Annotated in this window: 11 protein-coding genes; 2 read left to right on the plus strand and 9 right to left on the minus strand. The window is 67.6% G+C overall.

Annotation, left to right across the window (positions count from 1 at the left end; all coding sequences use genetic code 11):
• Positions 1–25: 25 nt before the first annotated feature.
• The 8 genes from E0H45_RS17670 to E0H45_RS17705 form a co-directional block, all read right to left on the minus strand.
• Entirely contained in the window at positions 26–703 is a 678-nt protein-coding gene (locus E0H45_RS17670; protein ID WP_131338584.1) for an L-ribulose-5-phosphate 4-epimerase, read from the minus strand.
• Complete coding sequence (gene araB, locus E0H45_RS17675) at positions 700–2364, minus strand: ribulokinase (protein ID WP_131338586.1); 1665 nt, start codon at positions 2362–2364, stop codon at positions 700–702. Before araB ends, E0H45_RS17670 begins: the two co-directional genes overlap by 4 nt.
• Positions 2365–2483: 119 nt before the next feature.
• Positions 2484–3467 (minus strand): LacI family DNA-binding transcriptional regulator, encoded by a 984-nt coding sequence (locus E0H45_RS17680; protein WP_131338588.1) that lies wholly within the window; start codon positions 3465–3467, stop codon positions 2484–2486.
• Positions 3468–3515: 48 nt separating this feature from the next.
• Positions 3516–4607: a LacI family DNA-binding transcriptional regulator gene (locus E0H45_RS17685; RefSeq protein ID WP_238155067.1), complete on the minus strand. Its 1092-nt coding sequence runs from the start codon at positions 4605–4607 to the stop codon at positions 3516–3518.
• A gap of 7 nt (positions 4608–4614) precedes the next feature.
• Positions 4615–5862 carry a multiple monosaccharide ABC transporter permease gene (gene mmsB / locus E0H45_RS17690; RefSeq protein ID WP_131338589.1) on the minus strand — a complete coding sequence of 416 codons (1248 nt, stop codon included), beginning with the start codon at positions 5860–5862 and terminating at the stop codon, positions 4615–4617.
• The gene (mmsA, locus tag E0H45_RS17695) at positions 5859–7397 is read right to left on the minus strand and encodes a multiple monosaccharide ABC transporter ATP-binding protein (RefSeq protein WP_131338591.1); all 1539 of its coding nucleotides are present in this window, start codon (positions 7395–7397) and stop codon (positions 5859–5861) included. The genes mmsB and mmsA overlap by 4 nt, the downstream gene beginning before the upstream one ends.
• 77 nt (positions 7398–7474) lie before the next feature.
• Positions 7475–8599 (minus strand): multiple monosaccharide ABC transporter substrate-binding protein, encoded by a 1125-nt coding sequence (gene chvE, locus E0H45_RS17700; protein WP_238155068.1) that lies wholly within the window; start codon positions 8597–8599, stop codon positions 7475–7477.
• Positions 8600–8943: 344 nt separating this feature from the next.
• Positions 8944–9168, minus strand: a complete 225-nt coding sequence (locus E0H45_RS17705) for a hypothetical protein (RefSeq protein ID WP_131338596.1) — start codon at positions 9166–9168, stop codon at positions 8944–8946.
• A 284-nt stretch (positions 9169–9452) separates the two neighbouring features.
• Here E0H45_RS17705 and E0H45_RS17710 point away from each other — a divergent pair, with 284 nt between their 5' ends.
• Positions 9453–9770, plus strand: a complete 318-nt coding sequence (locus tag E0H45_RS17710; protein ID WP_131338598.1) for a hypothetical protein — start codon at positions 9453–9455, stop codon at positions 9768–9770.
• On the opposite strand, the gene E0H45_RS17715 is transcribed toward E0H45_RS17710, so the two are convergent.
• Positions 9760–10608: an FG-GAP repeat domain-containing protein gene (locus tag E0H45_RS17715; protein ID WP_165546496.1), complete on the minus strand. Its 849-nt coding sequence runs from the start codon at positions 10606–10608 to the stop codon at positions 9760–9762. The genes E0H45_RS17710 and E0H45_RS17715 overlap by 11 nt on opposite strands.
• A 274-nt stretch (positions 10609–10882) precedes the next feature.
• Here E0H45_RS17715 and E0H45_RS17720 point away from each other — a divergent pair, with 274 nt between their 5' ends.
• Positions 10883–12625, plus strand: a complete 1743-nt coding sequence (locus E0H45_RS17720) for a sensor histidine kinase (protein ID WP_202872373.1) — start codon at positions 10883–10885, stop codon at positions 12623–12625.
• The last annotated feature ends 12 nt before the right edge of the window (positions 12626–12637 follow it).

Genomic DNA, 12637 nt, shown 5'->3' on the forward strand with positions numbered 1-12637 from the left:
GGATCTGACCAGCACAGAGCAGCGGTCATCGTTGTCCGTAGACGTTCTGGTAGCGGTCGAAGAGCTGGTCGACGTACGCCGGGTCGATGGGGATCGGGTCGCCCAGCTGCCGCGCGAGGTGCACCGATCGGGCGACGTCCTCACACATGACCGCCGCCTTGACCGCGGCCTTGGCGGTCGGCCCGATGCTGAAGACACCGTGGTTCTGCATCAGTACGGCGGGCGAGCGCGAGCCGCGGAGCGTCTCGACGATGCCGCGGCCGATCGAGTCGTCCCCGATGATCGCGAACGGCCCGACCGGAATGGATCCGCCGAACTCGTCGGCACACATCGTCGTCACGCACGGGATCGCTTCGCCGCGCGCGGCCCACGCGACGGCGTACGGCGAATGCGTGTGCACCACACCGCCGACGTCCGGCATCGCCCGATAGACGTAGGCCTGGGCCTCGGTGTCCGAGGACGGCGCGTGCTCACCGTCGACGACTCGGCCGTCGAGATCGCAGACGACCATGTTGCCAGGCGTCAGCTCGTCGTAGGCGACCCCGCTCGGTTTGATCACCATGAGGTCGTGCCCGGGAACCCGGGCGGAGACGTTGCCCGCCGTCCACACCACCAAGCCGTAGGCCGGCAGATGAGCATGTAGCTGACAGACCTCGGCCCGCAGCCGGGTCAGAGTGTCGGCGACTTCGGCGATCGCGTTCACTTGGCCTCCACCGCCCTGCGCCGGATCGCTTTCAACTGCCGCATCAACTTGGTGTGTCGCCCGAAGTAATCGTGCAGCTCGAGGTACAGCGCGAACAGCTCGTCGTAGGCCTTGGCCCGTTCCTCGTCCGGGAGGTGGACGCCGCGTCGGACCTTGCCCATGCTCTTGGCCGCCGCCGGGACGTCGGGATAGGCACCGGCGGCGACCGCCGCGTGGATCGCCGAACCCAGCGCCGGCCCCTGTTCGGAATCGATGATCGACAGCGGAAGCCTGGTGACGTCGGCGTAGATCTGCATGAGCAGGGCGTTCTTCGCGAGCCCGCCGGCGATGATCAACTCCTGCACCGGTACGCCGCTGTTCGCGAACGTCTCGACGATGACGCGGGTACCGAACGCGGTCGCCTCGAGCAGGGCGCGGTAGCCGTCCTCGGGTCGAGTCGCCAGCGTCTGGCCGACGATCAGTCCCGAGAGTTCGTGGTCGACGAGCACCGACCGGTTGCCGCTGTGCCAGTCGAGCGCGACGAGCCCGTGCTCAGCCACCGCTTGATCGGCCGCGAGCCTTGTCAGGTGTTCGTGCAACGACTCCCCCGCGGCGGCAGCAGCTTCGTGGTACGACGGCGGCACGGCGTTGTCGACGTACCAGCCGAAGATGTCGCCGACACCGCTCTGACCGGCTTCGTAGCCCCAGCGGCCCGCGATGATGCCGCCATCGACAACGCCGCACATGCCGGGCACCTCACGCAGCGCGTCCGCGCTCATCACGTGACACGTCGACGTTCCCATGATGGCGACCATCTGCCCCGCGTCCACGGCCTGCGCTGCGGGCGCTGTCACGTGCGCATCGACGTTCCCGACGGCGACCGCGATGCCTTCTGGGAGGCCGGTCCACGCAGCTGCCTCGGCAGTCAACCGGCCGGCCTCGGAGCCGAGCTGCCCGATCGGGTGTTCCAGCTTGTCCGCGACGAAGGGCCCGAAGCCGGGCGCGAGGTGTTCGAGGAAGTCGGTCGACGGGTACCGGCCGTCCTGCAGGATGCCCTTGTAGCCGGCGGTGCAGGCGTTGCGGACGTAGCGCCCGCACAACTGCCACACGATCCAGTCGGCCGCCTCGACCCAGTGGTCCATCCGGTCGTAGAGCGGGCGGTCCTCCTCGAAGAACTGCAGCGCCTTGGCGAACTCCCACTCCGACGAGATCAGGCCGCCGTACCGCGGCAGCCAGTCCTCGCCCCGCTCGCGGGCGAGCTCATTGATGCGGTCGGCCTGCGGCTGTGCGGCGTGGTGCTTCCACAGCTTGACGTACGCATGCGGTCTGTCCGCGAACCCGTCGGCCTCGTTCAGCGGCGTACCGTCAGCGAGGCACGGAACCATCGTGCAGGCGGTGAAGTCGGTAGCGATTCCGATCACCCCCGCCGGGTCGATCCCGGACGCGGCGATCGCCGCGGGGACGGCGGTCCGGAGCACCTCGCGGTAGTCGTCGGGGACCTGCAGGGCCCACTCCGGCGGCAACCGCAGACCGGTCGCCGGCAGCCGGTCGTCGATCACGGCGTACGCGTACTCGTGGACGCCCGTACCGAGCTCGGCCCCGTCGGACACGCGAACGACGACGGCTCGGCCGGACAACGTACCGAAGTCGACTCCGACGACGTACTGCTCTTCGGGACTCATGCACAGTTCCTCTCTGATGATGTGCAGGACCAGCATCAGTGTCGAGATTGTGAACGCTAACATTCTAGGTTGTCAAGAACGGCCACGACCATCCGGACGGTGGCTGTTAGCGCTAACTCTCAGTGCCGCGGTGCGGCCGTGGAGTCGCGTACGACGAGTGCGGGACGGATCAGCTCGGCCGACGGATCGACCTCACCGCCGAGCGCCCGCAGGGTCAGCTCGACAGCGCGCCGGCCGAGCAGGGAGAACTCCTGGTCGACGGTCGTGAGAGCCGGCCAGAGGAACCGCGCCTCGGGCACGTCGTCGAATCCGACGACACTGATCTCACCCGGGACGTCGCGGCCCTTCTCGTGCAGGGCGTACATCAGCCCCATGGCCATCCCGTCGTTGGCCACGAAGACCGCCGTCACGTCCGGATCCTCGGCGATCCGCAGACCGGCCTCGTACCCGCTCTGCGGCGACCAGTCGCCGCCGAGCTCCGGTCCCGGCAGCACATGGCGATGCTCGTGCGCGCTCCGCCAGCCCGCACGCCGCTGGCCGGCTTCGACCCACTCCTGCGGCCCGGTGACATGGGCGACGTGGCGATGGCCGAGGTCGAGCAAGTGCTCCACCGCCAGGCGGGCACCCGCTTCCTGGTCGATTCCCACCGCCATCCGCTGCCCGTCACTCACCCCTTGGACGATGACCAGGGGCACCGGCATCTCGAGCGACCTGACCTGCTCGCGTGCCTCGCGATGGGCGACGGCAACGACGATCGCCTCGACCGCCTCGTCGAGGAGGCGATCGACGGCCTCCCTGAGCGACCGCGCCGTGAAGTCCTCGACCGCGACGAGCGAGACGTCGTACCCCGCCTTGTGCCCGGCGTCCTGAACCGACACAGCGATCATGCTCGGCCCGTGGAGGACCAGATGCGCCGAGATCATCCCGATGCGGTGCGACCTGTTCGTGACGAGGAGCCGAGCCGCGTTGTTGCGCCGATAGCCCAGCTCGGCGATCGCCGCCAGCACGCGGGTGCGGGTCTCGTCCTTCACCAGCTCCGATCCGTTCAGCACCCGAGATACGGTCTGGTGCGAGACGCCTGCCGCGGCGGCCACATCGGTCATGCTCGGAGCTCGTCCAAGCCCCTCGCTCACTCTCGCCATGGGGAAATACTAGGTGCGCGGCACCGTTGATCCCCGGATGACCGGCCGAGCAGCCGGTGGCGGGGCGGTCGTGCTGCGGACCATCAGACGCGGTTGAACCGGCTCTGTTTGGAACGGCCTACCACTGATTCGCGCGAGGACCGCCTGGACGACGCGGCGGCCCAGTTCGGCGAAGTCCTGCCGAACTGTCGTCAGGGGTGGTGCGTAGTACGGCGCCTCGGGTACGTCGTCGAATCCGACGACGCTGATGTCGTCCGGAACCCGGATCCCACCCTCGTCGAACGCGCTGAGCAGCCCGAGCGCCATCTGATCGTTGGCTACGAAAACGGCTGTGACTTCCTCTCCCCCACGACGACGTGCGATCAGCTCGCGGCCGGCCAGGTAACCGGTCGGCGGCCACCAGTCACCGTGCAGCACCGGCGGCACAGCGGCGCCGACCGACTCGAGCTCGGTCCGCCAGCTGCGTTGCCGGGCATCCGCCTCGAGGGCGTTGGCGGGCCCTCTCACGTGATGGACAGTGTGGTGCCCGAGGTCGAGCAGGTGCCTGGTCGCGAGAGCGGCGCCTGTCTCCTGGTCGACCCAGACGGCGAGGTCCTGCCCGGCACGCTCTGCCTGTACGGTGATCAGCGGCACTCTCGGATTCACGACGGGTAGTGCGCGAACAGCGCCCTCATAGGTGCTCAACGCAACGATGGCGTCGACGGACTGCGTCGCCAGCCGCTCGACAGCCTCGATCAGATTGCCGCCGCTGTCGTCGTCGAGCACTGACACGGTGAGGAAGTAGCCGGCCTCGCGGGCCGCATGTTCCAGACCGAGCAAGGTCTGTGCGGGTCCGTACTGGCTCACGTTGGCGATTGCGAGGCCGATCGTGCGCGACGACCCGGTCACCAGGGCACGGGCCGCGCTGTTGGGTCGGTAGCCGAGTTCGGCGATCGCCTCCAGCACTTTCTTGCGGGTCGCCGCCGCCACGTTCGGGTGCGCGTTGACCACCCTCGACACCGTCTGGTGCGAAACCCCGGCGTGTGCGGCGACGTCCGACATACCGAGGGAGCGGGCCGCCCCGAGATCTTCCGGTCCCGGACCCACGACGGGGCGATCCACAGTGCTCCTAGCGGGTGGCGCCGGCGCGGCGCTTGTTGTAGATGTCGAAGGCAACGGCCAGCAGCAGCACCAGGCCCTTCACGATGGACTGGGTCGACTGGTCGACGCCCATCAGCTGCATCCCGTTGCTCATCACCGCCATGATCAGGCCGCCGACCATCGCCCCGACCACGGTGCCGACGCCGCCCGCGACGGCCGCGCCGCCGATGAACGCCGCCGCGATCGCGTCGAGTTCGAACATGTTGCCGGCCGCGGGCTGGGCGCCGTTGGACCGGGACGAGTAGATGACGCCGGCGACCCCGGCCAGGAAGCCCATGTTGACGAAGATCCAGAAGTTCACCTTGCGGACCTTCACACCGGACAGCATCGCGGCCGACAGGTTGCCGCCGATCGCGTAGACCTGGCGGCCGAAGACGGTGCTCTTCGTCATCAACCCGTAGGCGATCACGAGGACAGCCAGGATGATCAGGACGATCGGCAGTCCGCGGGCGTGGGCAAGCTGCCAGGCGAAGTACATGACGATCGCGGCGACCACCAGCACCCGGGCGACGAACAGCGGGAACGACTCCACCGGCTGCTCGTAGCGGATCCGTGCCAACCGGGTGCGGAACACGCTGACCGCATACCCCGCAACCGCGATCGCGGCGATGAGCAGCGTGAACGCATCGTAGCCCTGCCCGCCCAGCAGGCCGTTCAGGAAGCCGCTGGCCACCTTCTGGTAGTCGGCCGGGAACGGCGACAAGGAGACGTTGTCCAGTACCTGCATCGTCAGGCCCCGGAACAGCAACATGCCGGCCAGCGTCACGATGAACGCCGGCATGCCGACGTACGCCACCCAGAAGCCGTGCCAGGCCCCGACCGCGATGCCCACCGCGACGGCCGCCAGCACGCCCACCCACCAGGGCTGTCCGTGCTGGATGACCAGTACGGCGGACACGGCGCCCGTCAACGCGACGATCGACCCGACCGACAGGTCGATGTGGCCGGCGATGATCAGGATCACCATGCCGATCGCCAGCACCAGGATGTAGGAGTACTGGAGCACGATGTTGGTGATGTTGCCCGGGCTGAGCAGGACACCGTCGGTCAGGAACGCGAACAGCGCCACGATCACGACGAACGCGATGTAGATCCCGCTCTGCCGCAGGTTCCGCATGATCAGGGTCAGCGGATCGCTGGTGCCGACATGCAGCGCGGCGGAGGCGCTGTCTGCTGATGCCGGTTCCGTTGACACGGAAGGCTTGGTGCTGGTCATCCGGCGAGCTCCTTCTCCTTCGTCATGAGCGCCATGAGCTCTTCCTGAGTGGCCCCGGCCACCGGCAGCTCGCCGGTGATCCGTCCGGCCGACAACGCGTAGATCCGGTCGCACATCCCCAGCAGTTCAGGGAGTTCGGAGGAGATGACGATGACCGCCTTCCCCTCTGCGACGAGCCGGTTGATGATCGTGTAGATCTCGAACTTGGCTCCGACGTCGATACCGCGCGTGGGCTCGTCCAGGATGAGTACGTCCGGATCCGTGAAGAGCCATTTGGACAGCACGACCTTCTGCTGGTTGCCCCCGGACAGGGTGCCGACGGTGTCCAGCACGGTGCGCGTCTTGATGTTCATCTCCCGCCGGCCCCGCTCGGCGACCTTGATCTCCTCGTTGCCGTTGACCCACCCGGCCCGGGCCAGCTTGCCGAGCGCGGCGGCGGAGACGTTCGCACGGACGTCGGCGATCAGGTTCAGCCCGTACCGCTTGCGATCCTCGGTGGCGTAGGCGATGCCGCTGGAGATCGCCTCGGCCACGGTTCGGGCCCGGACCTGCTTGCCGTGCAGGTACAGCCGGCCGCTGATATTGCGCCCGTACGAACGCCCGAAGACGCTCATCGCGAGTTCGGTGCGTCCCGCACCCATCAGTCCGGCGATGCCGACGACCTCACCGGCGCGCACGGACAGGTTCGCTCCGTCGACGACCTTGCGCGGCTGGACCGGGTGCCACACCGTCCAGTCCTCGATCCGCAGTACTTCGGGTCCGGGGTCGGAGTCGCGGACCGGGTAGAAGCTCTCGAGGTCGCGGCCGACCATGCCGCGGATGATCCGCTCCTGGGTGACCTCCCCCGAGGTCATGTCGAGCGTCTCCACCGTGCGACCGTCACGGATCACCGTGGTGGAGTCGGCGATCGCGGTGATCTCGCTCAGCTTGTGGGAGATCATGATGCAGGTGATCCCGCGGTCCCGGAGCCGCCGGAGCAGGTCGAGCAGGTGGGCCGAGTCGACGTCGTTGAGCGCGGCGGTCGGCTCGTCGAGGATCAGCAACCGGACGTCCTTCGACAACGCCTTCGCGATCTCGACCAGCTGCTGTTTGCCGACGCCGAGCTGGATCACCGGCGAGACCGGGTTCTCGTCCAGGCCGACCGATGTCAGCAGCTCGCGGGCCTCGGCGTTGGCCCGGTTCCAGTCGATCAGTCCGCCGCGCCCGCGGCGCTCGTTGCCGAGAAAGATGTTCTCCGCGATCGACAGGTACGGCACCAGCGCCAGTTCCTGATGGATGATGACGATCCCGACGGCCTCACTGTCCCGGATGCCGGTGAAGTGCACGGGCCTGCCGTCGAAGCTGATCCCGCCGTCGTAACTCCCGCTCGGGTAGACGCCGGACAGCACCTTCATCAGGGTCGACTTGCCGGCGCCGTTCTCGCCACAGATCGCGTGGATCTCCCCTCGCCGGACGGCGAGCGAGACGTCCTCGAGAGCTTTGACCCCGGGAAAGGTCTTCGTGATGCCCCGCATCTCGAGCAGCACCTCGTTCATACATCCTCCTTCGCGGTCAGGCTGTTCAGCTCAGGCGGCCGGGCCCGGCGGATCGTGATGCCGGGCCCGGCCGTCCGTCACTTGGCCTGACCGGCGGCGACCTCGGCCGCCGTGTAGTAACCGGAGTCGACGAGTTGCTTCTGGATGTCTGGCTTGAAGACGGTCTGGATCGGCAGCAGGTACGACGGGACGACCTTCACGCCGTTGTCGTACGACTTGGTGTCGTTGGCCTCCGGCTGCTTCTTCTCCAGGAACGCCACCGACGCGTTGACGGCCTGCTCGGCCAGCAGCCGCGTGTCCTTGAAGATCGTGGAGCTCTGGACACCGGTGTTGATGAGCTTGACCGACGCGATCTCCGCGTCCTGACCGGTGATCGCCGGCATCGGGTTGGCCGCCGTGCCGTAACCGACGTTCTGCAACGCGGTGATGATGCCGCGCGAAATGCCGTCGTACGGCGAGAGGACCCCGGCGACCTTGCCGCCATCGTTGTAGCTCGAGGTCAGCAGGTTCTCCATCCGCTTCTGCGCCGCCTCCTGCTGCCAGCGCAGGATCGCGACCTGCTCGAGCTTGGTCTGCTTCGACTTGACGACCAGCGAGCCGTTGTCGAGGTACGGCTTCAGGGTGTCCATCGCACCTTGGAAGAAGAAGTGCGTGTTGTTGTCGTCGAGTGAACCGGCGAAGACCTCGATGTTGAGCGGCCCGGCCTTGGTGCCCTTGGAGCCGTCCGCGTTCTCCAGGCCCAGCCCGCGAAGAAGCGCCTTGGCCTGGGCGACGCCGACCTTGTAGTTGTCGAAACTGACGTAGAAGTCGACGTTCTGGCTGCCGCGGATCAGCCGGTCGTACGCGACCACCGGGATCTTCTTGTCGGCCGCCGCCTGCAACTGACTGCTGAGCGCGGTGCCGTCGATCGCGGCGATGACCAGCACGTCGGCGCCCTGGGTGATCATCTGATCCACCTGCTGCGACTGGGTCGGGATGTCGTCGTTCGCGTACTGCAGATCGACCTTGTACCCCTTCGCCTCGAGCTTCTCCTTCACCGCCTTCCCGTCGGCGATCCAGCGCTCCGACGTCTGGGTCGGCATCGACACCCCGATGGTCAGATCCTTGGGCTGCTGACTCGCGGTGTCGGTGGTCCCGCCCGCTCCTTGTCCGCCGCACGCCGCGAGGCCGAGCACCAGCAAGGCCCCACTCAGAGTGGCCACAAACCTCTTCTTCACGAACACTTCCCCTCCGGGATACGTGTCACTCCCACATCGCTGGCCCGATCGAATTGTTAGCGCTCACATGTTTGCGCTCACATGCAGGTTGGTCAATACATCAACCAGACATCCGCGCGTCACGGTCTCGTAACGGCAAACTCGCCGGACCTCGTCGACGCATCACCGAAACCCGTTTCAGGCAAAGGATTTCCGCACACAACGCGGCATGGCGTCCCGCCAATTGCGACCGCCAGATGGGGAACGCAGAAGGTCATCACCCAACGCTGGACACGTTAACAACTGAAACATACTCACCAGCCCGAGCGCGGTCATGCCGCGCCACTGGGTCAGCGATCGGTTGCTGCTGCGCGGTGGTCCAACTCGCGCTGCAACCGTTGCCGATAGATCTGGAACCGAATGTTGAGTACTCCCGGGCCGCCGTCAGGTGGCGGGGATCTGTCACCGAGCGCATCGTCGATGGCCGCCAGCGCGTCACTCAGCTCGTCGGTCCGCCAGGAGTCGAAATGCGCTGAGCGGGCCAGACGATCCAGATACCCGGCAACCATCGTCATGATCTCGACGCGACAGAGACAACGAAATTCCGGAACACCCGCCCCAACCCCCAAGCGCGATATCGCTGGCTGCCAGGGTCCAGGGCCACCTCAATGGTGATTGGAGGCTATCACTCCGATACGGGCGGCGACAGCCGCGGAGCAGGACCGACGGCCCGGCGAACTCGGGACTTTTGGCCCGCTCACTCGGCCCGGGCGCACGGCACAGTCAGAAGTAGAACCAGCCGGTTTCGTGTGGCCAGATTCTGGGGCTTGCCCGGCGCCGGCGATGGGAGGCGGCCTCGATGACAACGCGCGACGACACCGGGCTGAGTGACGACACCTCACTCCACGCCGACGTGGAAACCTACTACCAGAACGACGCGTGGCACACGCGTCGCTGCGACTCCCCCGAGCCGTTCGCCTCCGGCCCCAGCCGGGTCCGGCTGATCGCCATCGGCGTCGAGGTCGCCCGGTGGAACGGCCTCTGCCACATCATCCGCGACATCGACGGCACCATGGTCGAGTTCAACAGGTACACCACCGGCCCGTACCCGAGCCGCTCTCCTGGCGCCGGCCCGCGCCACAGTGTGGCGCGAGCCGGTTTGGAGGTCAGGCGGTGATCGCGGTCATGCTGTTCCAGCCTGAGCCGACGAGTACCGCGGGCAGGGTCCAGCCGCCGGTACCGCTGCCGCGGTACATGTACAGCTGTCCGGACGCGTTGCGAACCAGCAGATCCACCTTGTCGTCGCCGTTGAAGTCCCACGGACTCACGATCGCCGTCAGGTTCTGCCAACCCGACCCGATCAGGGTCCGGCCCGGCAACCAACCACCGTGACCGTCGCCCCGGTAGAGCCACAGGCTGCCGCCCGCGTCGCGAGCCGTCAGGTCCACGAAGGTGTCGCCGTCGAAGTCACCAGGCCCTCGCAGCGAGGTCATGGCGTTCCAGCCGGTCCCGTACCCCACGCGTTGAAGCCAGCCACCGTTGCCATCACCTGGGTAGAGCCACAGCTGCCCTGTGTTCTGCCGGGCCAGCACGTCCATGTGACCGTCACCGTTGAAGTCGCCCGGCCCGAAGATCGACGTCATCGTGTTCCAGCCACTCCCGTAGCGCTTCCAGAGCAGCCATCCACCCTGGCCGTTGCCGGAGTACAGGATCAGGTAGCCCGCGCTGTCGATCGCGATCAGGTCCGCCTTCCCGTCGCCGTCGAAGTCCCCGGGCGCGAGGATCGCGGTCATCGCATCCCAGCCTTGGCTGTAGCCGATGCGTGGCAGCCAGCCGGCCGCCCCGTTGCCCGGGTACAGCCACAGACGTCCGGTGGTGTCGACGGACAGAACGTCCGAGTTGGTGTCACCGTTGAAGTCGTTGTTCTTGACGACCAGTGCGGCCGGTGAGGCCGTCGTTGTCGCCTTCTGCTCGGCTGCGGAGGAGATCGACGTACCGGCCAGCAGCAGGCTCATGCCCGCCACCATCACCAGTCCCGCTCGTCCTCCAAGGCGCAAGCGTCCACGCATGGAAATTCCCCCTCGTCCCTCGGTTCGGCGGCATACCGCAGAGGCCGGGTCCGGGCCCATCCGATTCGTTCGCAGCGGATGCCTTTCGACCCCACCAAACCGGACTAGTGCGGAGCTGTTCTAGGGTCAAAGGTCCCAACAGCGCGTGACGCTGGTCCTACTCACTGCTCCGTACCTGTTGCTGGTTCACCGGGACGGTCACGTCACGTAGTGTTGCTGTGTGACTGACGGTTCGCGGTCAGGGCGTGGGGGCTGGGACGAGGGTGCGCTGGAATACGCCGGCCTGTCCCGGGTGCGTCTCGATGCGCTCTTGCAGGAACTGCTCGGCCGGGTCGACGAGATCATGGAGTACCAGGAACGCCTGCGCGCGCTCCTCGACGCGGTTGTCGGGATCGGTGCAGATCTCGATCTGAACAGCACCCTGGACCGCATCGTGTCGGCGGCCTGTGAGCTCGCCGGTGCCCGGTACGGCGCACTCGGCGTCGTCGGGCCGGACGGCAAACGACTCGTCCGCTTCATCACCCACGGCGTCACCGACGAAGAGATCGCCGCCATCGGACCGTACCCCGAGGGCCACGGCATCCTCGGCCTGCTGATCGAGCACCCCGAGTCGATCCGGATGCACGATCTCGCCGAGCACCCCCAGTCGTACGGCTTCCCGGTGAACCACCCGCCGATGAAGAGCTTCCTCGGCGTCCCGATCCGCACCCGCGAACACGCCTACGGCAACCTCTACCTCACCGAGAAAACCGGCCGCGCCGACTTCACCGAGGACGACGAACGCACCGTCACCGCCCTCGCCGCCGCGGCCGGCGTCGTCATCGACAACGCCCGGCTGTACGCCGACACCGAACAACGCCGGCGCTGGCACGAGGTGACCGCCGAGATCACCCAACTGATGCTCGGTGAGTTCGATCCGGACCAAGCACTCCAGCTGATCGCCCGCAGGTCTCGCGAGGTGTCCGGCACCCACGTCGCGGCCGTACTGTTCGCGGACGGCGACGAGCTGGTCGTCCGGGCAGTCGACGGGCCGCCGGAGTTCCAGCGCTTCCTCGGCCAGCGCATCCCCGACGACCTTCCGGTCCTGGGCCGCGCCGTGACCGGCGGCGAGCAGGTGACGATCGAGGACCTGGCCGAGTTGCTGAAGGACCACGGCAGCCTGACCGAGTTCCCCGAAGGTGCGCGGCTCGGCCGTACGACGATGGCACCGCTGCCGGCCGGTACGACGGGCACCGGCGGCCTGCTCGTGGTGGCCTCCGAGCAGGGCCCGGACACCGGGATGTCCGACGGTGCCAACCTGATCCGGATGTTCGCCGGCCAGGCCACGCTGGCGCTGGAGCGTGCTCAGTCGCAACGCGACCGCGACATGCTCGCGGTCCTCGAGGACCGCGACCGGATCGCCCGGGACCTGCACGACCTGGTCATCCAGCGACTCTTCGCCACCGGGCTGCAGCTCCAGGGAATGCATCGCCTGGCACGCCCCGAACACCAGCAACGGCTCGCCCAGGCCGTCGACGACATCGACTCCACCATCCACGACCTCCGGGCCGCGATCTTCGGCCTCCAGCAGGCTCCGGGCGCCAGTTCGCTGCGCGGCGACATCCAGTCACTCGTCGACGAGTACACCGGGCCGCTCGGGTTCCGGCCGCGGCTGACCTTGAGCGGCCCGATCGACACCGTCGTACCGGCCGCGGCCAGGCCGCAGATCCTCGCCACGGTGCGCGAAGCCCTGTCCAACATCGTCCGGCACGCCAAGGGTTCAGAGGCGACCGTCGAGGTCTCGGTCGGCGATGGCGTCGTCGTCGCGCGCATCACCGACGACGGCGTCGGCATCGGCCCGGGCGCGCACCGCAGCGGCCTCCGGAACCTCACCGAACGCGCGCAGGCACTCGGCGGCACTGTCCGGATCACCGGCAACGAACCCCGCGGCACGGTGGTCGAACTCCAGGCCCCGATCGACTGAGAACGTCGCCCC

It is taken from the genome of Kribbella soli, assembly GCF_004331345.1.
In the GTDB taxonomy this organism is placed as follows: domain Bacteria; phylum Actinomycetota; class Actinomycetes; order Propionibacteriales; family Kribbellaceae; genus Kribbella; species Kribbella soli.

What these genes read in the sequence shown, in the direction of transcription:
- araB (WP_131338586.1), bottom strand. Translation starts at nt 2,364, where the DNA reads ATGAGTCCCGAAGAGCAGTACGTCGTCGGAGTCGACTTCGGTACGTTG.
- E0H45_RS17680 (WP_131338588.1), bottom strand. Translation starts at nt 3,467, where the DNA reads ATGACCGATGTGGCCGCCGCGGCAGGCGTCTCGCACCAGACCGTATCT.
- mmsB (WP_131338589.1), bottom strand. Translation starts at nt 5,862, where the DNA reads ATGACCAGCACCAAGCCTTCCGTGTCAACGGAACCGGCATCAGCAGAC.
- mmsA (WP_131338591.1), bottom strand. Translation starts at nt 7,397, where the DNA reads ATGAACGAGGTGCTGCTCGAGATGCGGGGCATCACGAAGACCTTTCCC.
- E0H45_RS17705 (WP_131338596.1), bottom strand. Translation starts at nt 9,168, where the DNA reads ATGACGATGGTTGCCGGGTATCTGGATCGTCTGGCCCGCTCAGCGCAT.
- E0H45_RS17710 (WP_131338598.1), top strand. Translation starts at nt 9,453, where the DNA reads ATGACAACGCGCGACGACACCGGGCTGAGTGACGACACCTCACTCCAC.
- E0H45_RS17715 (WP_165546496.1), bottom strand. Translation starts at nt 10,608, where the DNA reads ATGAGCCTGCTGCTGGCCGGTACGTCGATCTCCTCCGCAGCCGAGCAG.